Genomic DNA, 24,034 nt, shown 5'->3' on the forward strand with positions numbered 1-24,034 from the left:
TTTCTGAAAACACATGAAAAAACGAATAGTACTTGCCGTTGCTGGGTTTGCCCTGTGCTGGAACGTGCAGGCTCAAACCAACGCTGATCTGAACATAAGCCTCCAAAACGGGAAGCTGTTGCTTGACCAGCAGAAGTATGAGTTGGCCATGGCCGAGTTGCTGCCCCTGACCGGGACCACAGGCAAAACGTTTGCCCCAGATGCCGCTTATCTGTACAGCGTAGCGGCTGCCAAACAGAAGAAGTGGGCAGAGGCAGACAAGATGCTCACAAAATTGACTGCGGAGCATTCCAATTGGGCCGGGCTGGCAGATGCGCACTTCCTGCACGGGCAAGTACTATTTGAGAAAAAGGAATACCTGCGGGCCCTCAACGCCTTACGCCCTATCAAGGATGCCTCCTTGGAAAAAGAGGTAGCGGCCATGAAACGGCACTACATGCTGCAACTGCCAGACAAAACCACGTTCCAGTACCTCATGCGCCAGTTTCCGGAAGATGCCACCCTGGCCCAGGCCTATGCCGACAAACTGATGAGCGGCTGGTACACAGAAAAGGACCGTCCGCAATTGGAAGCCATGGTTCGGCAGTTCAACCTGAACCGTGACTACCTGAAACGGCCGGAGCCGGTGAAAAAGCAAGCCTATAACGTAGCGGTGCTGCTGCCTTTCAACGTGACGGCCCAGGGCGTACGGGTAGACAAAAAAAACCTGTACATCACTGACTTCTACGCCGGTCTACTTTCTGCGCGGGATTCACTCCAACGGCAGGGAGTGCAAGTGAACGTGTTCCCGTATGACACCAGCAATGACACCGCCCAAGTGCGGCAGGTGATGGAACTCCCGGAGATTGCCTCCATGGATCTGGTCATCGGCCCTATCTACAAAAACAACAGCGCCTTTGCCGCCAAAATAGCCCAGCAGCGGAACATCAACATGGTGAACCCCTTCTCAGATGATGTGGAGGTCACCAAAGGCAACCCTTACCTGTACCTGATGGAGACCTCATTGGCAACCCAAGGGAGACAGGCGGCCGCCTATGCTTACCAGACGTTCCCCAAGAAAACTGCGGCCATCGTGTTTGACAGCGAGAAGAATGACACCACCTTTGCCGGAAGCTTCCGGCGCGCGTATACCGCCCTGGGCGGCAAGGTAGTGGCCTTTCAGAAGATAAACTCCAAGACCAGCGGCAACGTGCAAGGCGTGCTGGGAGCCCTGAACCTGAAAGACGTGGGCGTGCTGGTGGTGCAATCTACCGCGGCCAACGTAGCTACCAGTGCGGTAGGGTTCCTGGAGCAGCGGGCCTCTAAAGTTCCGGTCATGGTTCCCCAAGCCTGGCTAGAGGTGCCGCAATTAGGCTTAGATCAGTTAGACTTTCTGGAACTGTACTTCACGGCCCCCAAGTTTATTGACCAGGAGAGCCCGGCGGTGCAGACCTTCAAGCGGGCCTATACCAACCGCTACAAGCTGCCTCCCTCCTCTTTCACCTATTCTGGTTTTGAGCTGCTGCACTACTTTGGCCGCCAACTACGGGAATTCGGTTATTCTGCCCCTCCCAGGTTAAGCGAGGTACGGCCCGCCCTTTTCTACCAAGGCATCGGCTACCAGACTTCCGCCGGAAACCAAGCCCAAGACAACCAGTACCTGCCCATTGTAAAATTAGAAAACGGCCGGCTGCTGGTCGTGAACCCGGTTCTTTAATTGAATGATTGAACGATTGAGAGAGTGAGTGAAGTGGAGTAGGTGTGAATTCAAGGAACCACACGTTTTCCTGTAAAAGCAATCCGTTTCCTTCCAGCTTTCCTTCTTCTAAACCACATTCACTCCGTCAATCATTCATTCTCTCAATCTCTCAATCATTCACTCTCTCAATCATTCATTCTCTCAATCATTCAATCACCCATGTCACTTACCCATACCACCAGCCAGGAATTGTTCAAACGCGCCCAACAGACTATCCCGGGAGGCGTTAATTCGCCCGTACGGGCGTTCAGAGCGGTAGGCGGTCAGCCTTTGTTCATGAAAGCGGCCAAAGGCGCCTATCTTTATGACGAAGACGGAAACCAATACCTGGACCTGATCAACTCCTGGGGCCCTATGATTCTGGGCCACGCCCATGAGGTGGTGGAGAAGGCTGTGCGTGATGCCTTACCGGGCTCGCTTTCCTTTGGTGCCCCTACCCGCCGCGAGGTGGAGATGGCCGAACTCATTGTATCCATGATTCCCAGCGTGGAGAAAGTACGCATGGTGAACTCCGGCACCGAGGCCACTATGTCGGCCATACGGGTGGCGCGCGGGTACACCGGCCGTGACAAGATCATCAAGTTTGAAGGCTGCTACCACGGACACGGTGATTCTTTCCTGATCGCTGCCGGTAGCGGGGCTATTACCTTGGGCGTGCCAGACAGCCCAGGCGTTACCAAAGGCGTAGCCAATGACACCCTCACCGCCCCGTACAACGATCTGGCTGCGGTACAGACTTTGATCGATGCTAACCCTTCTCAGGTGGCAGCCATCATTCTGGAACCGGTGGTAGGCAACATGGGCCTGGTGCCTCCGGCCCAGGGGTTCCTGCAAGGTCTGCGTGACCTTTGTACCAAAGAAGGCATCGTGCTCATATTTGATGAAGTTATGACCGGTTTCCGGTTAGCCAAAGGTGGAGCGCAGGAACTGTTTGGCGTAATGCCTGACATGACTACCCTGGGCAAGATCATTGGCGGGGGCATGCCCGTAGGCGCCTACGGCGGAAAGAAAGATATCATGAACGCGGTGGCACCGGCCGGACCGGTGTACCAGGCCGGAACCCTTTCCGGCAACCCTATTGCCATGGCAGCCGGAATGGCCGCGTTGACATACTTGAACGAGCACCCGGAAGTTTATACCAACCTTCAGCGCATCTCAGATAAACTGGTAAATGGCACTAAAGAAAACATGCGGCAACTGGGACTTAACTTCACGGTAAACCAGGTAGGCTCCATGTACAGCTTGTTTTTCACGGAACAACCGGTCACTGATTTTGACTCGGCGAAGACCTCAGACCTCCAGATGTTTGGCCGCTACTTCCATGAGATGCTCCAGCGGGGCATTTATCTGGCCCCGTCGCAGTTTGAGACCCTGTTTGTTTCCGCGGCCATCACAGAGGATTTGGCTGATACTTACCTGGCAGCTAACCTGGAGGCTTTGAAAGCCTTGCAGGCCTAACCCAGGATCAACATAAAGCAGCAGCGGCACCCGGTACCCACCAGGTGCCGCTGCTGCTTTACTTCCCTCCCGCCCCCTCTCATACCTTAAAGGGAACGTATAGCCTTTGGCGGTTGATGGCCTGCTTCGGGTTATCCCCCAGCTACGTTCCTTTTCCCTTTATTACCCGTAAACCAATCAGCTACTTTCCCTATTGCTTTGCCCATGACCTCTTATTTTGAGCTGAAGAAATATGGCACCACGGTGCAAACCGAGATCATTGCCGGAATTTCCTCTTTCCTGGCCACCTCTTACATCATCATCGTGAACCCCAGCATCCTGAGCCAGGCTGGCATGCCTTTCTCAGCGGTTCTGACCGCTACCGTACTGGTGTGTGCCTTCAGCAGCCTCATGATGGGCCTGTATGCCAAGAACCCTATTTTAGTGGCGCCAGGCATGGGTTTGAACGCCTTCTTCACCTTCACGGCGGTGCTAGGTATGCAGGTGCCGTGGCCAGTGGCGTTGGGGGCCGTATTTTGGTCGGGGATCGTTTTCCTGCTGCTTTCGGCTTTCAACATCAGAACCTACATCATCAAGGCTATTCCCCGGCCGCTGCGATATGCCATTGCCGCGGGCATCGGGTTGTTCATCTCCCTAATCGGGTTCTCCAATGCCAAGTTCATCACCGCGAATCCCGCTACCATTCTGGGCCCGGGGGAACTGACCCCGGCCGTGCTCACCTTTCTGGCCGGGCTTCTGGTCACGGCGGTGCTGGTGACTAAACAGGTGAAGGGGGGCATCCTGATGGGGATTGTCTTTACCACGCTCGCGGCCTATCCCCTGGGCCGCTGGTGGGGAATGGAGGGCGCTGATCCGCTCATCACATGGCAAGGCATTTTCGCAGCCCCTGATTTCAGCCTCTTTTTCAGGTTAGACCTAGTAAACTCGCTGCAATGGGCGGTGGTGCCGGTCATCTTCGCCTTTGTATTCACCGACATGTTTGACAGCCTCTCCACCCTGGTGGGGCTGGCAGAGGCAGCGAACCTGCTGGACGAACGCGGCGAGCCCCGCAACGTGAAAAGGTCGTTGATGGTAGATGCCATTGCCACCACCCTGGCCGGTTTGGTGGGCTCCAGCCCCGGTACTGCCTACATTGAGTCGGCGGTAGGGATTGAGGCGGGTGGGCGCACGGGACTCACCGCGGTGGTGGGGGCGCTGCTGTTCCTGCCCTTCCTTTTCCTGGCACCCCTGCTTTCTATGGTGCCCGCCATTGCCACCGCGCCGGCCGTGGTATTGGTTGGGGTTTTCATGGTTCGCCCGGTGGTGAAGATCAACTGGCAACAACTGGATGAGGCCATCCCGGCTTTCCTGGCCATGGTCCTGATTCCCTTTACCCACTCTATCACCCAGGGCATTATCTGGGGCTTCCTCTCCTGGACGGTTCTGAAGATTCTCTCCGGCAAGAAACACGAGGTACCCCTGCCCCTGCTGATCGTGGACATTTTCTGTATTCTGGCCCTGCTTCTGGAATAGCGCTGGTTTATGGCCTGCTTTTCCCGAATCACCCGTAAAAGTCTTCTTATCGGTACTCCTTTTTTAACCCCTTAGCTATGGTGCCAACAGACCTTACCGCAACCTTCCAACTTACCATTCCCGTCACCGAGGCTGACATTGATGCCTTAGGGCACGTGAACAACGTAGTGTACCTCCGCTGGGTGCAGGAGGTATCGGCGGCGCATTGGGCTCAGGTGGCTCCGGCAGCGCTTCAAGAAAAGTATTTATGGGTGGTGCTTCGGCACGAGATAGATTTCCATAAACCCGCTTTCAGGGAAGACACCATCAAAGGGTACACGTGGGTGGGTGACTACCAGGGTGCTAAGTTTGAGCGTTTCGTGGCCCTGTACCGCGAAGGAACAGAGCTGATGCTGGCCTCGGCCAAAACCACCTGGTGCCTGGTAGACGCCAAAACGCTACGCCCTAAACGCATTGACCAGGAGGTGGTGGCTTTACTGTAATAGAGGTTATCGTCGGCAGGCCTAACCACCAATCCTGGAATTACTGGAGCCTTACTTCCCAAGGGGATCTTCGGTATTTTTGGTTTTAGGGCTCTTTTCTGAAAAGAATGGATAAAGTAGTGCTATACCTTGCTTGGGTAAAATCCTTTTCTTTGGGTTTCACCACCTTTAAGAAGGATTATGACTCTCAGGAAATCCCTTTGTGCCTTGCTCCTGGTCAGCGGCAGTTACCTGGCCTCGGCCCAAACCGTGAAAGAACATGGCTCCTTGCGCGTGAAGGGCACCCAACTGGAAGATCAGAAAGGCCAGCCCGTGATGCTGAGGGGCATGAGTTTTGGCTGGCATAATTTCTGGCCCCGTTTCTATACCGCTGAGACAGTGAGCTGGCTCAAGAAAGACTGGCGGATCAACGTGATCAGGGCTGCCATGGGCGTAGAACCGACTAATGGGTACCTGCAAAAACCGGAGTGGTCTAAAGAGAAGGTTAAAACTGTGGTAGATGCCGCCATCAAAGAGAACCTGTACGTGATCATTGACTGGCACAGCCACAACATCAACCTGCCAGAGGCCAAAGCCTTTTTCATAGAAATGGCCCGCACCTACGGAAAGAACCCGCACGTGATCTATGAGATCTTCAACGAACCCGATGAAGAGACCTGGCCCCAGGTGAAAGCTTACTCAGAGGAAATGATTGCCGCCATCAGAGCCATTGACCCTGACAATCTTATTCTGGTTGGCACGCCCCATTGGGACCAGGACGTGCACCTGGCCGCCGATGATCCTATCAAAGGCGCGCAGAACCTCATGTACACGCTCCACTTCTACGCCGCCACCCACAAACAGGAACTGCGCGACCGCGCCGATTACGCCCTGCGCAAAGGCCTTCCGCTCTTCATCTCAGAATCGGCGGGCATGGAAGCCACCGGAGATGGACCGCTGAATGAAGGAGAATGGCAGAAATGGATTGACTGGGCAGAGAAGAACAAGGTAAGTTGGGTCACCTGGTCGGTGTCAGATAAAAACGAGACGTGCTCAGTCCTGCTTCCTTCGGCCTCTGCCACCGGTAACTGGCAAGATACAGACTTGAAACCGTCTGGCTTGAAAACCAGGGCCCTGCTGAGAAAATACGCATCCCCCGCCAAACAATAAGCAACGGCAAGCGGAGGGTTAGGAGCTACTTTTAAGAAAACTCCTTCTAATCGCCTGTCACGTATTCTCATGCCTTTTTTATCTCAGCGTTTACGGGGTAATTTCAGAAAAGAACCTTCTAACCGTTCTGGCACCAGGGCCAGGCATGGTATCAAACGGATTTTACCCGTACCTTGCGGCCCTAAAATTAGCTCCTTACCGCATGATCCTCACTGACCGTCAGATCCTGGAAGAAATAGACAAAGGCACCATCCTGATCCAACCCTATGACCGCTCCTGCCTGGGCACCAACTCCTATGATGTGCACCTGGGCAAGTACCTGGCTTTTTACAAAGACGAGGTACTGGATGCCCGCAAACACAACCAGATAGAGGTGTTTGAGATACCCGAGGAAGGTTACATTCTGGAACCGGGCCGGCTGTACCTGGGCGTCACCGAGGAATACACCGAGACCCACGCTCACGTCCCGTTTCTGGAAGGCAAATCAAGCGTAGGCCGCCTGGGCATTGATATCCACGCCACCGCCGGGAAAGGTGACGTGGGGTTCTGCAACCACTGGACGCTGGAAATATCTGTAAGCCAGAAAGTGCGGGTATACCACAACATGCCCATAGGCCAGCTGATCTATTTTGTGGTAAACGGTGGGATTGAGAACTACTACAACCAGAAAAGTAACGCCAAATACAACCAGCGGTCCGTGTACCCGGTGGAGTCTATGATGTGGAAGAACAAGTTCTAAGGTCTGTTGGCACCCTCTTCCCGCACAAATTTGTATAATACCAACTATCTAATTGCAATACAGGAAGAACTTTATTTTCAGGCGGTTAAATCAGCTTCTGGGCAAAACAAACTCCAGAGGAACACGTTCATTTTTATCAAGAAGTCAACTTTTTTGCTATCGGTTTTGTTCAACAAAAGATGGCACAGGAATTGTGTAGAACCTCTCAAAACTGAACAACCATGAAAAGATTAGTGTATACCTTAGCCCTTGTTCTCCTGGTAAGTCTGACCACGTTTGCCCAAACTGGTACTGCTGAACAACGTGCCAAGAACCTATCAGATAAGATGATCCGGGAACTGCAGTTGAACAACTTCCAGTCTAGGAAACTGCGGGAAATCAACCTGAAGAACGCTCAGAAAATGGTTGATTTTGAGAACAAGTTCGCCAACAACCCAGCCGAACTGGAAAAATGTATCAACGGGGTTTGTAAGGAGCGTGATGTGGAATTGGAAAGGCTCTTGAGCACTGCTCAGTATTCACAGTACTACGGCGCCCGCAAGTCTTTCAACAGCTTTGACCGCCAGTACGCTCAGCTCCTGCAGAAAGAGAACGGCCGGGTAGCCAAAACCCTGGTAGCCCAGGATAAGACAGATGCCAAGCGCTCGTTCCCTGAGCCGCAAGCCGCCATCATCAAAGAGTCATCGCCTAAAAATTAAGTATAGCTTACGCATAAAAAAAGCCACTTCTTCAAGTGGCTTTTTTTATGCGTAAGCTTTTGGTTATAGAGGGTTCTGCGCGTTGCGCTTTTGCTGCTCTTCCACATGCTGCATGAGTTCCTGGCAAAGGCTCCGCATTTTTTCGGCCATCAGTTTGTCATTGGTGGCGGTTTCAATGCTTTGGGCCATGGCACCCATGGTGTCAATGTAGAAATACTTCATCTCATCTACGGGCATGTCTTTGGTCCAGAGGTCAATTTTCATGGTACCGGAATCATTGCGGTCCCACAAAGCGATGTTGATGGCTTTGGCGAAATGGATATCGTTACCGGCATCTGTGGCGGTCCAACTGATGGCCTCTGGCACGCGCTGATCATCCAAGGCAATACTGAAGTGTATCTCTGATTTTTTCATTTGTTTCAAGGGCTTTGGCGCTGAGGGCGCTTAGGTTCAAACCACAAAGGTAAAATGTTTTTCGGAGTTCCATGGCTAGTTGCTCCTCCAATCCTACTCCTCCCTCCTATTTTAGCCTCAGTTTGATAAAATCTGCCGTTTAACGGACCTCCTGTGCCTGCACCTGTAGACATTCAGCCTTGCTTCTGGTTTTTCCCTGCCATCCTATACCCCTCCAGAGTTGCGGAGAGCCTTACAAAGACGGTTGGCGATAAATTGGTAATTGCAGAAGAAATGGGGATTTCGGGTGAAAAGCCGCTCGGGCTCCTAAATAATATATGCGTTCTTAGCCTACTTTCTTTAGATTAGATTCTTGATTAAATGCATTTATATACCTTAACTATCCAGTAAACATTCATGAAAAAATTTCTTCTGTTTTCCTTTCTTGCCTTTTCCAGCCTGGCAGCTTTAAGTCAACCAGATCCAGAATACCTGGACCAATACTACCGCACCATTAAAAACAAGCAGGAGGCCGTGTATTATAGGTTTACCACCTATTCTGGGGCTAAGAAAGAGAAAAGACACTTGACCACCCATTACCTGACGGGAGAGAAGTATTATGAGGAGGAAGCGGTCAAAGAAGCAAAAGGGAAATACCGGAAAGAAGGCCCCACCAGGTACTTCTATAAGAATGGACAAGTCAAAGAAGAACAGCTGTTTACAGGCCATGAGGTGCAACTAACCAAGTGGCATGAGAATGGGCAAGTGTATTACAAGGGCCTCAAGGTCAACGGGAAGTTGGAAGGAGAAGCCCTGGGGTTTTACCCTTCGGGCCAATTGCGAAGGCGGGAACAGTTTACCAAAGGAGAACTCACTACAGGAGAATGCTACGCAGAGAACGGTTCCATGGTGCCTTATTACCCGCACTTCACGCAGCCTGAATTCCCAGGTGGCACCAGTATCCTTATGAAACTGATCACCTCCAGTTTCAGGATGCCCAGAGAAGCCGCACGAAGCGAGGCTTCCGGCGTGACGGTCGTTCAATTCATAGTTTCAGAAAAAGGAGCGGTGCATGAGGCAAGAATCCTTCAATCCATTCACCCAGATATTGATGACGAAGCCTTACGGGTAGTGAATTCCTTGCCCAACTTCAGCCCGGCCACCGAGGAAGGACAGCCCAAGGAGTTTTCCTATTCGGTCCCTATTAAAGTGAAAACCCGCGTGGTAACGCAACCTGATACCCAACGCCCCAAAACCCGTCCGGGAATGAGGTAAAGCCAGCCAGTCCGCCTCATTGCCTATGGTAAACCGCTTAAAACAAAAAAGCCTCTCCAGCAACAAACTGGAGAGGCTTTCCTTTGGTGTTTAAACCGCTTACACGTAGTTGTTCAGCATGACCGGCATTACCAGCATCAGGATGCTCTCGTCTTCATCATTGGTAGAAGGCATCAAGAGGCCCGCGCGGTTAGGCGTAGACAGCTCCAGGGTGATTTCATCTGAATCAATGTTGCTCAGCATCTCCGTCAGGAACTTCGCGTTGAAGCCAATCTCCATGTCCTCGCCGTCGTACTGGCAGGTCAGGCGCTCGTTTGCCTCATTGGAGAAATCAAGATCCTCGGCCGAAATTTGCAGCTCACTGCCCGTGATGCGAAGGCGCACCTGGTGGGTGGTTTTGTTGGAGTAGATAGAGATCCGTTTCACAGAACTCAGGAAGTCGTACCGGTCTATAGTCAATTTGTTGGGGTTCTGGGCCGGAATCACGTTCTCATAATCTGGGTAGCGCTCATCAATGAGGCGGCAGATCATTCTGATGTTGTCAAAGCTGAAGAACGCGTTGGAGGTATTGAACTCTACTCGTACCGCCGTTGCCTCACTGGGCAAGGTAGATTTAAGTAAGTTGAAGGCTTTCTTAGGGATGATGATGGAAGCGGCGTTCTCACTGCTCACATCTTGACGGCGGTAGCGCAACAGGCGGTGCCCGTCAGTAGCCACAAACGTGATGTTGCCGCTGCTCAACTGTACAAAGATACCAGTCATGGCAGGGCGCAACTCATCATTGCTCACCGCGAAGATGGTTTTGTTGATGGCACGTCCCAACACGTTAGAAGGTATCTCAATGGCGTTTCCGCCCCTTACTACCGGAACCTTAGGGAAGTCGGTGGCATTCTCACCAGACAGTTTGTACCGGCCATTAGAAGAGCTGATCTCAATGGTATAGGTTTCCTCGTCAATAGTGAAGGTCACCGGCTGATCTGGCAGGTTTTTCAAGGTATCTATCAAGATACGGGCGGGGGCAGCAATACGGCCATTCTCTCTGGCCTCCACGTGTATCTCCGTGATCATGGAGGTTTCCAGGTCACTTGCCGTGATGGTCAGGACACCGTCGTTGATCTCGAACAAGAAGTTCTCCAAGATCGGCACCACCGGGTTGTTGGCCACTACCCCGTTGATGCTGGTAAGCTGCTTCAGCAGCGCCGTAGAAGATACAATGAATTTCATCCGTTATAGTTCAGTTAGGATAAGGTCGATTACCGGGCAAAGTTAACCAAAAAAGGATTTTTTCCTACCTGGAAGGCGGTTTTTATCTGGCCTTGTCCCCTATTTACGGGCTGTTTTTCGGGAAACGGCCCAGAAACCACCTGGGCAGTTCCTAGCGAGGTTCTTGCCCGGGTATTCCGCCTCCCCAGTAGCTGCCATTTCCTTCTTTTTTACGCAGCAGAACCCACTCATGGTCAGATAATAGGGAGTGTCCTAAACTTAAAAGCAACTCGCCGGAAAAGACATCCTGATTTACCCCTGGTTTAGCCAAAACAGTTCATTAACCCTTGCCTAGATTATAATGAAAAAGACCCTGCCGTGCTTTCACGCACAACAGGGTCTTTTCAAGCAGTTATGTTCCGCTATGGTCTTCTGGTCAATCAGTTATTTATTGCGCTTATAAGCATTCTGGTTTTTTCCTTTCACGGTTTCATAAGTCACGCCGCCAGAGGCAAGGGCGGGGAAGCTATAAACCAGGTTCGGCTCTGCCGAGGTCACAAAAGCCTGTTGGTTAAACTTAGTGCAGATGTCCAGAATGCTGCCGGCAGAATTCTTATCGGCGCTCAGCACATGGATTTCATCTGAGAAGGAAAAAACGATCTTGGTGTTGGTCTCCGCAATGAACTGCTCCAGTTCCTGCAGGGTACCGCTGCCTTCAATAGAGACCATGAACTCATTGGAAAGCCCGGTCATGGGTGCCTCTGGGTCGGCGGGGTTTTCTTCAAAAAATGGGTGGGCAAAAGAGATAGACGGTTCCTTCACCAGTTTCACCAGCAGTTTCTCAACGTCTGAGCAATTGGTACCCGTTGACAGCCTCACTACTGTGATCACGCCAGAATCCATGGCCACCTCTCCTTCTATGCCCTGGAAATGCGGGAAACGGCCCAAAAGCTGCTGTTTTTCCTGCATCGTGAGGCCTTCCACGAATCCTACAAGTACTACTTCTCCTCTGGCTTTGCCAAAATCTACCATTCCCGACTGTTTGTTGAAATACGAGTAATTGAGACAGCTGATGGCCCGGGCATCAGACGCCGTGGTACCGGTTAAAAGTGGCTCCACCTCTTCTTTTTCACAAGACATCAGAAAGGAAGCGGCAAAAGAAAAGAACGCGAGAGATAGAATTCGTTTCATAAAAGAAGGAGTTGTAAATATTCAAATGCTCCTTCTACGCTATTCCAATGAAAAAGAAATAGTTTTATAATTAAATTAATCCATTAATTTATAACGCCTTCATTATCAAGAAAATAATTTTTCCACTTTGGAATACTAAGTCTAATCCTCTGTTTTAGATACCAATAGAAGCAAATACAAATTCCCTCTTGAATACCAAAACCCAGACAGAAACATGACCCCGCAGTAGATGCCAAAGTGATGGTCTTTTAAAGCAGCGCCAAGCCGCTACGGCGGTCTAACTTTCCGGTAGCCGTCTCTGGTAAGCGGGGCAGGTAGCCAAACTGTTTCGGGATTTCATATTTAGACAGCGACTGCGTTAATTTACCCTGTAGGTTGGCCTCCTCTGTGTCGGTTAAGGGTGTACCTTCCAGAACGGCAATCAAGCGGTCGCCTAGTTTTTCATCGGGCAGGGAGGCCGCAAAAAACCGGCGCGAGATGCCAAGCTCCGCCAGGGCTTCGCCTAGGGCCGCCTCTACCTTCTCCAACTGCACCTTCACCCCACCAGAATTCACCGTGTTATCGGCCCGGCCCAACCAACGGAACGAATTGGCTTCTCCCAGCTCTACCAGGTCATTGGTCACCAGGGTTTCCTGGCCAGTCACCTCGGCGGCAATGGTCAGACAGCCACGGTCATCCTGCCCCAGGGTGATTTCCGGGGGAGCCGTGTAAAACTCAGATTTGCCTTTGCCATTGAGCCGGCGCACGGCAATATGGGAGATGGTCTCGGTCATGCCGTAGCTCTGGTACACAGGTACTTCCCACGCCTGCACCGCCTCTTCCAGCGGTTTGGCAATGGGGGCACCTCCTAACAAAATCGCCTTCATCTGGTTAAGCTTGGGTACTTTCTCAGGGGTCTGCTCCAGAATGGTCTGTAATTGCAGCGGCACCAGTGACACGAAATCAAAGTCAGCGGCAGGGTCAATACTAGCCAGAGGGTTGCCCAAAGGCTCAATGATGGTCAGGTGCAGGTTGCCCACCAATCCGCGTACCAGCATCATCATGCCGGCTATATATTCGGTATTGAGGCATACCAATACCCGGTCCTCTGGCTGCAGGTCAAAAATACGCAGGGTGCGCCGCGCACTTGCCTCCATCCGGTCCCGGTGCAGCTCTATCAGCTTGGGGGTACCGGTGCTTCCGGAGGTCTGCACCGGAAATTCCTGCACGCCTTGCAGCCAATTTTTACAGAACTCCAGGGTCTTAGCCTCATAACCGTCCAGGGGGATGCTTTCCCGGAAGGAGTAATGCTGGATTTCGTCTAGGTAAAATTTCTTTCCGTTCAGGAGCAGGTGGTCAGGCATAGGTACAGTGTTTGGGAATTGGACGTAAGGCACAAGACTTAAGGGACGTAAGACACAAGACTTAAGGGACGTAAGACACAAGACTTAAGGGACGTAAGACACAAGACATAAGATTCAAGACTTTTCTTGAAAACCTATGAAGGAAGCCTACAAAGGCAAGGTAAGTTGTAAAAGGAAAGAGGTAGCTTTTATAAAAGCTACCTCTTGGAGAGAAAAAATCTTGGGTCTTATATCTAGCGTCTTGAGTCTTAAAAAATCAAGGGAATTTAGGGTACTTGGAAAAATCCGGCTTGCGTTTTTCCAGGAAGGCGTTTTTACCTTCTTTGGCTTCATCAGAGAGGTAATACAACAGTGTGGCGTCGCCGGCCAGCTGCTGGATGCCTGACTGACCGTCTAATTCGGCGTTGAAAGAGGCCTTGAGCATGCGCAGGGCCAGCGGGCTTTTCTCCAGGATTTTCTGGCACCACTCCACGGTGGTAGCCTCCAGTTGCTCCAACGGCACCACTTTGTTCACCAAGCCCATATCCAGCGCTTCCTGGGCATTGTATTGGTCACAGAGGTACCAGATTTCACGGGCCTTCTTCTGCCCCACCACACGGGCCAGGTAAGAGGCGCCAAATCCGCCGTCAAAAGATCCTACTTTAGGGCCAGTCTGGCCGAACCGGGCATTTTCCGCTGCAATGGAAAGATCACATACCACGTGTAGTACGTGCCCGCCGCCAATGGCCCAGCCGGCCACCATAGCAATCACCGGTTTAGGAATCCGGCGGATCTGCATCTGCAGGTCCAGCACGTTGAGGCGGGGAACGGTGTCTTCGCCAATGTAGCCGCCATGGCCGCGCACGCTTTGGTCACCGCCCGAACAGAAAGCCTTGCCGCCTTCGCCGGTTAAGATGATGGCGCCAATCTCGGCGTTGTCGCGGCAGATGTTCATGGCATCAATCATCTCGGCTACCGTGCGGGGCGTGAAGGCGTTGTGCACGTGCGGCCGGTTGATGCTGATCTTGGCAATGCCGTTATAAAATTGGAAGAGTATTTCCTGATATTCTTTTAGGGTAGTCCAGTGGATGGTGCTTTGCATGAACCTCAGTTTTGGTGGAACTTTTCAGGGCATAAAGGTACAATGCCCTTGCCGGAATATGCAAAGGTAGGCGGAGAAATGCGCTCATCCGCAAGAATTTTAAACAGACATACCCCTCTTCTTCTCTTGCAGCCTTTTCTCGTTCATCTCAAATTTGTGGTCTACTGAGTAATACCCAGAACCGCCTACAAAGTAAAAAATGAGGGCAATCAAGGTCACCAGAGAAACCGCGAACTGGGGGTTACCGGAGAAAAAACCCTGGTCAGGGTTGAAGAAGAAAACCGCCCCCACCAGAATAGGAATCTGGAACCCCACTGCCACCCGCGTGATCAGCCCCAGGGCAATCAGAACCCCTCCCACCAAATGCGCGAACGCCACATAATGCGCTAGTCCCAGGGCCACAAAATGGAATTGGCTGTTCTGGATGATCTGGGCCAGGCCCGAGGTGTCAGAGATGAACATGATGCCTTTGTACAGGATAAAAAGGCCCAGAATGATTCTACCGTAGTCATACGCCACCGGATGGTGCTCATGTTGCCACCGGTCTACTTGTTGTACCCAACTCATCTTTTTTCGCTTCTGCTAAGCGCCTCCGTTTGAATTCAAGCACTCCTACTCACGCGTCAGATAACCTTTCTTGGGGACCACACTGCCTTTAAAACAGCGAAAGGCAGGTGCATCCAAGGGTGGGGAGCCATCGTCGCCTTATCTAAATCTAAAGAAGGGCCGTAGTGGTCCTACATTTGGGGCAGGCCGGTATTCACCCCCCGGTCCTCGCGCATCAGGCGGGCCTTAAGGGTCTGGGATTTATGTCTTTTGAGCAGATGTTTCCGCTCTACCATCTGTTTGTGGTCAAAAGAATAGTACCCTGAGCCCCCTACCAGGTAGAACGCCAGAAAGAGCAAGGTGTACAGCGCCACCGCAAACGGGGAGTACAGGGAGAACAGATCATGGGTTGGACTGAAAAACAGAACGGCACACATCACAATGGGGATCTGCACCAGGCAGGCGATGCGGGTGTGCCAGCCCACCATGATCATCAGGCCGCCCACTACGTGGATGCTGGCAATGGTGTAGGCCAGAAAGGTAGAAAGAGAATATAACTTACTTTCCAGAAGGATTTGCTCCAGCGCGGTGATGTTGAACAGAAACTGAACCCCTTTGAATAAGAGAAAACACCCTAACGCAATTCTGCCGTAGTCATACAGCACCACCCGGTGTTTATGGTGCCATTTCTCAACATCTTTGGTAAACTCCATGATTTTCACGCCATTACAGCAGCGTCTCCAATAGGAATTTACGACTTATTTTTCCCTAAGTCAATGACCAGGATGTTAATTATTTCCAAATATTTCAAAGATGAATGCTAACCATTGCTAATTTTTGCCACCTGTTCTTTGTACAAAGAAAAAGCGGCAAAATTTTCGGAACTGTCTGTCACTACTTCTATCAGCTGGGGACCGGCAGCCAGGTCAAAGAAAGTAGGGAACAAGGCGGTCAACGCGGCGGCATCAGTAACCTGGTGGTACTGCAAGCCCATATCTTCCGCAGTTCTTTGGGCGGTTTGCCGTTGGTCCGTCTCAAAATAAGCCCGTAACTCAGGCTGGCTTCTGGGGCCTTCCAGCATTCTGAAGATCCCGCCCCCGTGGTTGTTCAACACTAAAATGCGCAGGTTCTGGGGCAGGTAATTGTGCCAAAGAGCGTTGCGGTCGTATAGGAAGGCCATGTCACCGGTGAGTAGAGTCACCAATGTATCTGTGCTCAACGCAGCTCCTACCGCCGTACTGGTGCTGCCGTCAATTCCGCTGGTGCCCCGGTTGGCAAATACCTCTACCCCCTCCTTTTCGGCTACGCCGATGAGGTTGGCGTACCGCACGCTCATGCTGTTAGCCAGGTGCACCTGGCTCTGGGCAGGCAGGCTCCGCAAAAAGTGGTAACAGGCCTGGAATTCGGAAAAGGGGCTGTTTTCCTGAAAAGCCTCTAAAACGGCCTTGCCTTTCTGGTCCAGATTAAACCAGGCTTGGGCAAAGGCGGGCGAGACTGGAAGCCTAGGTCCAGCAGCCATCTGCCGGAAGAATTCCTGGGGTGTGGTCCTGATGATCTGGGTCAGGGCCTGGAAGGTATCGGCTACCATGCCGGCGGGCTGGATGTGCCAATGGTGCAATTGCTTCTGCTTGCGCAGGAAGAGTTTCAGGTTTTTGGAAATAAGGGATTTGTGGAAGGTGATCAACAGATCCGGTGCCAGCGCGGTAGAGTCCGAAACGTTCTTCGCCCCCAGGAACACGTCATGGTAATTAATGCTTTCTCCGGCTACCTGCTGGTTACTGATGGCATCGGTGACAAAGACCGCCCCGGTGGCCTGGCAGAACTGCTTTACCTGCGCATACAGCGCTTCGTCTTTTTTATTCTGCCCTGCTACCACCAGTACGCGTTGGTACCGCTGCATTTCCTTCTTCAGATGCTCCCACGCCTCGGGCGCCAGCCCGAAACTGGAGGGAAGTTCGGCTATTACCTTCACGTCCTGGGAAAAGGCAAACTCCTCCCCCGGCTCCGGATAAAAGGGTTCCCGCAGGGGAATATTGATATGCACCGGCCCGGGGGGGTAAGCCGCCACCTCGTTCAGGCCTTCGTTGATCAAGCGGCCCGCAAACCAAAGGTCATCCGTGTGGGTGCTCCCTACCGGAAAATCCAGGCTACGCTTTACGTGCCCACCGTAAATATGCGACTGCCTGATGGTTTGCCCGTCCAGCTGGTCTATCCATTCCGGCGGCCGGTCGGCGGTTAAGACCAACAGCGGGATGTGCTGGTAAAAGGCTTCGGCCACGGCCGGGGCGTAATTATAGGCGGCAGTGCCGGAAGTGCACACTAGAACTACCGGGAGGCCTGTCTGCTGCGCGATGCCTAAACCTATGAAGGCGGCACTCCGCTCATCGGGTACCGTGCGCACCCGTAGCTGGGGGTGCCGGGCAAAAGCCAGCGTTAAAGGCGCGCACCGTGACCCCGGCGACAAAACAATATCCTGCACCCCTTTTCGGGCACAGATCTCGGCAATATCTATTACGGCTTGCAAGATCATGATTCAGAGGCTTTAAATAAACGGAGCACGGTTTGCATCTTGTGCTCGGTCTCTACCCACTCCTGGGCAGGGTTGGAATCAGCAGTCATACCGGCCCCACCGTAAGCGGTTACTGTACCCTCGCCCAATTCCACGCACCGCAGGTTCACGAACAGGTTCGTTTCCTGCCCCAACTGGATTGGTCCCAAATAACCGCTGTAGTACCGTCGGTCATGCTGTTCCAGATCGTTGATCATCTGCAGAGCGGCTTTTTTAGGCATGCCCCCTACCGCCGAGGTTGGATGCAGGAGTTCCAACATCTGCGTGCCCAGATGAGGGAAACCCACCTCTTCCATGGCCGCACTATACTCTGAGCGAAGGTGCAGCAGATTACCTGCCGCCACCGTGCGCGGACCCATCTCTACATAATCGCGGAGCCTGATGTGCTTGAAACAACTGATGATGTAGCGCTGCACCAGGGCCTGTTCCTCTATCTCTTTCTGACGCCAGATGGCATCTGCGGGCGTAAGGCCATTGGTAGAGACTTGGGTTCCAGCTAAAGCCACGGTCCGGAAGACCTGGTGCCGGTCTATCTGCACCAGCAGTTCGGGGGTGGCTCCCAGCCAGGTACCCAGGCCGGGAATGGCCACCAGGGAAACAAAGGCCGTAGGGTAGAGCTTCTCCAGCTGGGAAAATGCCTGCAGTACCTCAAACCCGTCATACAGGGGCAAGGTTTTAGTACGGGAAAGAACCACCTTCTCCAGACAACCAGCTTGCATGGCTTTGATGGCAGCGGTAGCTGATTGCTCAAAGGCGTCTCTGGGGATGGTCTTTGGCGCCCCCGCCGGATGGCACGGCCACGGTTCCAGCTGCCCCCGAATTTGCGCCTGTTTTTCTAATTCCTGCCAAAAAACAGGAGGTAAATCTTGGTTCCCTTTCTCTGGCTGGGCACCCGGTTTCCCGGAAAAATAAAGGTCGGCGGGCAGGAAGACGTTAGGACTGGCTTCAGAAACCTGGAAAGGGCAAAACGCGAACCCTTGCTGAGGACCTTCCAAGGGCGGCACGGTGGGCTGGATTTCGGAAGCTACTACCACCTGAAGTGCCTGGGTGTTGGGCAGCCGCCAGACTGCCACGGGAAGGTGGGCGGCTAACGCGGCCCTGAAAATATGGTGGGCAGTTTCTTCTACGGAACCTGCCAGATGGGGGGAAGAGTAAAGGGTTTCTTGGGACATGGAAGGTTATCTATCCAGAACGGCCATGGTGATGCGGCTGATGCAGACCAGGTCACCGGCTTCTGAGGTAATACGGATTTCCCAGACCTGGGTCTTGCGGCCCACGTGCAGGGCCGTGGCCTTGCCGTAAACATAGCCGCTGCGCACGCTCTTGATGTGGTTGGCGTTGATCTCCAGCCCCACGCAATACTGTTTATCCAGATCCAGGAACATGGTGGCCCCAACACTGCCCAGGGTCTCGGCCAGGGCCACAGAGGCACCCCCGTGCAGGAGGCCCAACGGCTGGTGCGTGCGGTGGTCCACCGGCATGCGCCCTATCAGGTAGTCATCACCTATTTCAGTGTACTCCATGCCCAGATGCTCCCCTAAGGTGTTTTTGTTCCAGGCATTTAACTGTTCCAGGGTTACATCTGCGCGTCTTTTCATCAAGAGTTCTCGTAATTATGGCCTATCTTAGAGGCTGCAAATTAGCGTAAAATTGAGCCTCAAAAAAATCTACCTCGTTCGCCACGGTCAAACGGATCTTAACCTGCAGGGTATTGTGCAGGGAAGCGGGATTGACAGTATCCTCAATGAAACCGGCCTTTGGCAAGCCGATAAATTTTTCCAGGCCTACAAAGACATCGCCTTTGACAAGGTCTATACCTCGGTGCTGCAGCGGAGCGTGCAGAGTGTGCAGGGCTTCCTTGACCTGGGCATTCCGCATGAGCGGCACGCCGGGCTCAATGAGATTTGCTGGGGCACCCGGGAAGGCACCCGCATTACCCCAGAGGAAGACGCCTATTACTTTGACATGCTCCAGCGGTGGCAGAACGGGGAGACCAGCGAACCCATTGAAGGCGGCGAGAGCCCCCAAGACGTGGCCGACCGGCAGAGACCGGTCATTGACCTGATCCTTTCCCGGCCCCAGGAAAAGACGATTCTGATCTGCATGCACGGCCGAGCCATGCGCGTGCTGCTGGCCCAACTGCTGCGCTACCCGCTGCACCAGATGGACCGCTTCCTGCACCAGAACCTGTGCATGTACCAGCTCAATTACACAGGTTCTATGTTCTGGGTAGAGCGCTTTGCCGATGTGTCACATTTAACCTAGAGAAAACAACAACTTTCCGGTTTTTGGCCCTAATTCTTGAAAACTAGCCAAAAAACCACCCAGAATCTCTTAAACGCATATTTGTATTACAGCATTTTTGCCTCTATTTTTGAGGCCTTAAAACCGAGCAAAAAACTATGGCCGAAATCATCCGAATGCCCAAGATGAGTGACACTATGACCGATGGGGTCATTGCCTCATGGTTAAAGAAAGTTGGTGACTCTGTGAAATCTGGGGACGTTCTTGCTGAAGTGGAAACCGATAAGGCAACCATGGAATTGGAATCTTACGAAGATGGGACGTTACTGTACATCGGCCCTAAAAATGGTGAATCTGTTCCTGTTGACGGCGTTTTGGCCATCATTGGGAAACAAGGTGAAGATATCTCTGGCCTTATGGCCGAAGTAAACGGTGGAGGCGCTGCCCCCGCTGCCCAGGAAGCTCCTAAAACCGAGGCGCCCAAGGAAGAACCGAAACCAGCCGCCACTCCTGCCCCTGCTGCCCAACCGGCCGCTGCCGCCAACGTGAACGCCGAGGTGGTACGCATGCCCAAGATGAGCGACACCATGCAGGAAGGCACCATTGTGGCCTGGCACAAGAAAGTGGGCGACAAGGTGAAATCCGGTGACTTGCTGGCCGAGGTGGAAACCGACAAAGCCACCATGGAACTGGAGTCTTATGAAGACGGAACCCTTTTATATATTGGTGTAGAAGCCGGCGCTTCTGTGCAGGTGGACGGCGTACTGGCCATCATCGGCGAAGCCGGTGCTGACTTCCAGGCCCTCCTGAACGGTGGTGGCAACACCTCTGGCGGCAACGCCAATCCGGCAGAAGCAACCAGCAACGAAGAAGCCACCCGCCGCGAAGAGCATAAAACCGAAGAGCAGTCCCAGTCCGGTGACGGCGTGAATGAAACCGCTGGTGCCCCGGTACCCGGCCAAGGAACTTCCACTGCAGACGCTGCCGCTGGTTCTTCTGCAAACCAAGGCCGCGTACTGGCCTCTCCCCTGGCCAAGAAAGTGGCCCAGGAAAAAGGCATCAGCCTGGCAGACGTGAAAGGCTCAGGCGAGAACGGCCGTATTGTGCTGCGTGACGTGGAGAACTTCACCCCTGGTGCCGCTGCTCCCAAAACCCAAGCCCAACCCGCCGCGGCTTCGGCCCCAGCTCCCCAGGCGGCCGCTGTGCCTGCCCAAACTGGTGAGGCCTTCACCGAGGTTCCGGTATCACAGATGCGCAAGGTGATTGCCCGCCGTCTGTCTGAGAGCTTGTTCACCGCCCCGCACTTTTACCTGACCATGGAGATTGACATGGACAAAGCCATGGAAGCCCGCGTGAGCATGAATGAGGTGGCCCCGGTAAAAGTATCTTTCAACGACATGGTGATCAAAGCCGCCGCTGCTGCCCTACGCAAGCACCCAGCCGTGAACTCTTCTTGGTTAGGCGACAAGATTCGCTACAACAACGTGGTGAACATTGGAGTGGCCGTAGCCGTGGAAGAAGGCTTATTGGTTCCAGTGGTGCGCAATGCGGATCAGAAATCTCTGTCCACCATCTCTGCGGAGGTGAAAGACCTGGGCGGGAAAGCCAAATCCAAAAAATTACAGCCATCTGACTGGGAAGGAAGCACCTTCACCATCTCTAACCTGGGCATGTTCGGGATTGAGGAATTCACCGCCATCATCAACCCACCAGATGCCTGTATCCTGGCAGTTGGCGGTATCAAGCAGACGCCAGTGGTGAAAAACGGCCAGATCCAAATCGGTAACGTGATGAAAGTAACCCTTTCCTGCGACCACCGTGTGGTAGACGGCGCCGTAGGTTCCGCCTTCCTACAGACCTTGAAAGGCTTCCTGGAAGACCCGGTGAGAATGCTGGTGTGAGGTAGGGATTAGTTGATAGTTGTTCGTTCTTAGAAGACGAACTTTATATAGGAGAGAGCCGGTGGAGAGATTCACCGGCTCTTTCTGTTTTTCAGCTGTTTTAGAGAAAATAGGCCCTAAACTGGATCATTGGTAGTAACGTTTCCAAAGGCCGGACTCCCCCCTTGAGGGGGGCGAAGGGGGGTGTTTACACACGTGGAAACGCTTATAGGATGAATCGGAAAGCAAGGCACGTAATTTACTTAGACTTTGTGCGGGGAGAGAAGCCTCCAACTAAGACACTCGTAGGACCTGCGGACACTACGAGGTCTGTTGAGCCAGCGATGAAGCGAAAACATACAGAGGAATGCCTCCCATTACCTTTAGCCTAAACACAAGGGATTGCCCTTACCAGCTGTTTCTGGCCTATTTTAGAAAAAGAGCCGATAAATCTCCTTTTAGCCGTTTCCCAAGGGATTGCACTACAGCTGCATGTAGAGGCTATTTCCCTGGAAACTGCCTCTAAATGCAGAGTAATACCAAAAAGCAAAAAGCCGCTTCAGGGGTTACCCGAAGCGGCTTTGCGTTAATCTAATATTCTTGTTTCAGATTAATAATGGAACCGGACAAAGGCTTCCATGGCCTCATAGTCCGCTAGGCCCAGGCGGTCATAGCGGCGGGCAGTGGCGCGGTTGCGTTCCTGGGCGCGTACCCAGAACTCGCGCTCGTCATCTCCCGGGAAAACCGGACGGTCTTTCTGGCTCTGGTGTTTGAAGATCGCGATCTTCTTGCGCTCCACCTCCTGCGGCGAAAGCGGCACGGCCATCTCAATCTCATAGGTCTCAAACTCATGCCAGGCTCCGCGGTACATCCACAGCCAGCAATCCTTCACCCACTCCTCACCTGCATCGCGCAGCCTTCTCAGGGCCTCCACAATGATGTTGAAGCAGACTATGTGAGTACCATGCGGGTCTTCAAAGTCGCCGGCAGCGAACACCTGGTGAGGCTCCACCTGGCGCAACAGGTCCATGGTCAATTGCACGTCCAGATCAGTGACCGGGTTCTTCTTGGTCTTGCCACTCTCGTAGAATGGCAGGGCTTGGAAATGGATGTGGTCATCAGGAAGGCCTGCGTACCGGGCGCCGGCAATGGCTTCACTTTTCCGGATGAACGCCTTCACGTCCTGAATTTCCTTGGGGTCTACCTGGTTCGGCTGCTTCTGGCCAATGAAGGTGCGCATGTTCTCATAGATGGCCGTCAAGCTCACTCCGTCCTGTCCAATGCTCTTGCTGAAGTCAATGGCAAACTCCATATAGCGCAACACGTCATCGTCCCATACGGCCGTGTTGCCGGAGGTCTGGTAAGCCACGTGCACATCATGCCCCTGGTCCACGAGCCGGATGAACGTTCCTCCCATAGAGATCACGTCATCATCTGGGTGCGGAGAGAAGATGAGGGCCCGCTTCTTGGCTGGTACCGCCCGCTCCGGACGGTCTGTGTCGTCAGCGTTGGGTTTCCCGCCGGGCCAGCCGGTGATGGTGCGCTGGAGCTGGTTGAAGACATCAATATTGATGTTGTACACCGGGCCGCGGTCTACGGCTAGCTGGGCCATGCCGTGGGCGTTGTAATCTTCTTCAGTGAGTTTTAGGATAGGTTTCTTTACGGTGTCAGAAAGCCAGATAACGGCTTTTCTGGTCAATTGGGCATCCCAGGCGCAGTCTTTCACGAGCCAAGGGGTACCAAAACGGGTCAAGCCGGAAGCAGCGTCCTGGTCCAGCACGAATTCCACGTTGTCAGACAATTGGAGGTAGGTGGCAGGAACCTCGCCCGAGATCTCGCCTTCTACCGCCTTACGCACGATGGAAGCTTTTTTCCCGTTCCAGGCCATGAGCACGATCTCACGGGCCTTGAAGATGGTGCCAATCCCCATGGTGATGGCCTTGGTAGGAACATTCTCCTTGCCCCCGAAGTCACGCGAAGCGTCACGGCGGGTCAGGTCATCAAGCGTCACTAACCGCGTACCGGAGTTAGGCGCAGAGCCCGGCTCATTGAAACCAATGTGACCCGTACGTCCGATCCCGAGTACCTGTAAGTCAAGGCCTCCTAGTTCTTCAATCTTTTTCTCATAGGCCAGGCAAAACGCCGGAATCTCTTCCAAAGCGAGCGTGCCGTCTGGGATGTTCACGTTGGCCTTGTCAATGTCTATGTGGTTGAACAGGTTCTCGTCCATGAAGCGCACGTAGCTCTGGGGGGCTTCCGGGCGCATGGGATAGTATTCGTCCAGGTTGAAGGTGATCACATCCCGAAAGCTCAATCCTTCCTCCCGGTGCAGGCGGGCCAGTTCAGAATACACCCCTACCGGAGTGGCTCCCGTGGCCAGGCCCAGCACGGTCTTGGCTCCCTGGGCCTGCTTGTTCCTGATCAGCTCCGCAATTCGGCGAGCCACTGCCTTAGAAGCCTCTGCTTGGTCTGCGTACACCGTCACCGGGACCTTCTCGTAACGCGTCTCCTCCAATAGATTAAGCCTGCTCAT

The 24,034-nt window shown here is 53.1% G+C and carries 21 protein-coding genes; 10 read left to right on the forward strand and 11 right to left on the reverse strand.

Going from position 1 to position 24,034, the window contains the following annotated elements:
• Nucleotides 1–13 precede the first annotated feature (13 nt).
• The 7 genes from FOE74_RS10630 to FOE74_RS10660 all read left to right on the forward strand — a co-directional run bounded on the left by FOE74_RS10630 (nt 14) and on the right by FOE74_RS10660 (nt 7,776).
• A complete protein-coding gene (locus tag FOE74_RS10630) occupies nt 14–1,696 on the forward strand; it encodes an ABC transporter substrate-binding protein (protein ID WP_149098571.1) in 1,683 nt (560 codons plus the stop codon).
• Nucleotides 1,697–1,897: 201 nt separating this feature from the next.
• A complete protein-coding gene (hemL, locus tag FOE74_RS10635) occupies nt 1,898–3,196 on the forward strand; it encodes a glutamate-1-semialdehyde 2,1-aminomutase (RefSeq protein WP_149098572.1) in 1,299 nt (432 codons plus the stop codon).
• Nucleotides 3,197–3,400: 204 nt separating this feature from the next.
• Nucleotides 3,401–4,708, forward strand: a complete 1,308-nt coding sequence (locus tag FOE74_RS10640) for an NCS2 family permease (protein WP_149098573.1) — start codon at nt 3,401–3,403, stop codon at nt 4,706–4,708.
• Between the two features lie 77 nt (nt 4,709–4,785).
• On the forward strand, nt 4,786–5,190 hold the full coding sequence (locus FOE74_RS10645) for an acyl-CoA thioesterase (RefSeq protein ID WP_149098574.1): 405 nt from the start codon (nt 4,786–4,788) through the stop codon (nt 5,188–5,190).
• A gap of 180 nt (nt 5,191–5,370) precedes the next feature.
• Nucleotides 5,371–6,339 carry a glycoside hydrolase family 5 protein gene (locus FOE74_RS10650; protein WP_149098575.1) on the forward strand — a complete coding sequence of 323 codons (969 nt, stop codon included), beginning with the start codon at nt 5,371–5,373 and terminating at the stop codon, nt 6,337–6,339.
• Between the two features lie 202 nt (nt 6,340–6,541).
• Nucleotides 6,542–7,078 carry a dCTP deaminase gene (gene dcd / locus FOE74_RS10655; protein WP_149098576.1) on the forward strand — a complete coding sequence of 179 codons (537 nt, stop codon included), beginning with the start codon at nt 6,542–6,544 and terminating at the stop codon, nt 7,076–7,078.
• Nucleotides 7,079–7,299: 221 nt separating this feature from the next.
• Complete coding sequence (locus FOE74_RS10660) at nt 7,300–7,776, forward strand: hypothetical protein (RefSeq protein WP_149098577.1); 477 nt, start codon at nt 7,300–7,302, stop codon at nt 7,774–7,776.
• Between the two features lie 63 nt (nt 7,777–7,839).
• On the opposite strand, the gene gldC is transcribed toward FOE74_RS10660, so the two are convergent.
• Nucleotides 7,840–8,190, reverse strand: coding sequence for a gliding motility protein GldC (gene gldC / locus FOE74_RS10665; protein ID WP_149098578.1), 351 nt, complete (start codon nt 8,188–8,190; stop codon nt 7,840–7,842).
• A 396-nt stretch (nt 8,191–8,586) separates the two neighbouring features.
• On the opposite strand from gldC, the gene FOE74_RS10670 reads away from it, so the two are divergent.
• On the forward strand, nt 8,587–9,444 hold the full coding sequence (locus FOE74_RS10670) for an energy transducer TonB (RefSeq protein ID WP_149098579.1): 858 nt from the start codon (nt 8,587–8,589) through the stop codon (nt 9,442–9,444).
• Nucleotides 9,445–9,543: 99 nt separating this feature from the next.
• Here FOE74_RS10670 and dnaN read toward each other — a convergent pair whose 3' ends face one another.
• The 9 genes from dnaN to FOE74_RS10715 all read right to left on the reverse strand — a co-directional run bounded on the left by dnaN (nt 9,544) and on the right by FOE74_RS10715 (nt 18,975).
• Nucleotides 9,544–10,668, reverse strand: a complete 1,125-nt coding sequence (dnaN, locus tag FOE74_RS10675; RefSeq protein ID WP_149098580.1) for a DNA polymerase III subunit beta — start codon at nt 10,666–10,668, stop codon at nt 9,544–9,546.
• A gap of 423 nt (nt 10,669–11,091) precedes the next feature.
• The gene (locus FOE74_RS10680) at nt 11,092–11,838 is read right to left on the reverse strand and encodes a hypothetical protein (protein ID WP_149098581.1); all 747 of its coding nucleotides are present in this window, start codon (nt 11,836–11,838) and stop codon (nt 11,092–11,094) included.
• A 248-nt stretch (nt 11,839–12,086) separates the two neighbouring features.
• Nucleotides 12,087–13,181 (reverse strand): AMP-binding protein, encoded by a 1,095-nt coding sequence (locus FOE74_RS10685; RefSeq protein WP_149098582.1) that lies wholly within the window; start codon nt 13,179–13,181, stop codon nt 12,087–12,089.
• 256 nt (nt 13,182–13,437) lie between these two features.
• Complete coding sequence (gene menB / locus FOE74_RS10690) at nt 13,438–14,262, reverse strand: 1,4-dihydroxy-2-naphthoyl-CoA synthase (protein WP_149098583.1); 825 nt, start codon at nt 14,260–14,262, stop codon at nt 13,438–13,440.
• A 99-nt stretch (nt 14,263–14,361) separates the two neighbouring features.
• Nucleotides 14,362–14,829 (reverse strand): DoxX family protein, encoded by a 468-nt coding sequence (locus FOE74_RS10695; RefSeq protein WP_149098584.1) that lies wholly within the window; start codon nt 14,827–14,829, stop codon nt 14,362–14,364.
• 170 nt (nt 14,830–14,999) lie between these two features.
• Nucleotides 15,000–15,521 carry a DoxX family protein gene (locus tag FOE74_RS10700; protein WP_149098585.1) on the reverse strand — a complete coding sequence of 174 codons (522 nt, stop codon included), beginning with the start codon at nt 15,519–15,521 and terminating at the stop codon, nt 15,000–15,002.
• 107 nt (nt 15,522–15,628) lie between these two features.
• Nucleotides 15,629–17,338, reverse strand: a complete 1,710-nt coding sequence (gene menD / locus FOE74_RS10705; protein ID WP_149098586.1) for a 2-succinyl-5-enolpyruvyl-6-hydroxy-3-cyclohexene-1-carboxylic-acid synthase — start codon at nt 17,336–17,338, stop codon at nt 15,629–15,631.
• Nucleotides 17,335–18,549, reverse strand: a complete 1,215-nt coding sequence (locus FOE74_RS10710; RefSeq protein WP_149098587.1) for a chorismate-binding protein — start codon at nt 18,547–18,549, stop codon at nt 17,335–17,337. The genes menD and FOE74_RS10710 overlap by 4 nt, the downstream gene beginning before the upstream one ends.
• Before the next feature lie 6 nt (nt 18,550–18,555).
• Nucleotides 18,556–18,975 (reverse strand): hotdog fold thioesterase, encoded by a 420-nt coding sequence (locus tag FOE74_RS10715; RefSeq protein WP_149098588.1) that lies wholly within the window; start codon nt 18,973–18,975, stop codon nt 18,556–18,558.
• A 52-nt stretch (nt 18,976–19,027) separates the two neighbouring features.
• Here FOE74_RS10715 and FOE74_RS10720 point away from each other — a divergent pair, with 52 nt between their 5' ends.
• Both FOE74_RS10720 and FOE74_RS10725 read left to right on the forward strand, forming a co-directional pair.
• Nucleotides 19,028–19,642 carry a histidine phosphatase family protein gene (locus FOE74_RS10720; RefSeq protein WP_149098589.1) on the forward strand — a complete coding sequence of 205 codons (615 nt, stop codon included), beginning with the start codon at nt 19,028–19,030 and terminating at the stop codon, nt 19,640–19,642.
• 137 nt (nt 19,643–19,779) lie between these two features.
• Nucleotides 19,780–21,522, forward strand: a complete 1,743-nt coding sequence (locus FOE74_RS10725; protein ID WP_149098590.1) for a pyruvate dehydrogenase complex dihydrolipoamide acetyltransferase — start codon at nt 19,780–19,782, stop codon at nt 21,520–21,522.
• A gap of 589 nt (nt 21,523–22,111) precedes the next feature.
• Here FOE74_RS10725 and nagB read toward each other — a convergent pair.
• A complete protein-coding gene (gene nagB / locus FOE74_RS10730) occupies nt 22,112–24,034 on the reverse strand; it encodes a glucosamine-6-phosphate deaminase (RefSeq protein WP_149098591.1) in 1,923 nt (640 codons plus the stop codon).

The organism is Rufibacter glacialis (assembly GCF_008271745.1).
Classification (GTDB): Bacteria; Bacteroidota; Bacteroidia; order Cytophagales; family Hymenobacteraceae; genus Nibribacter; species Nibribacter glacialis.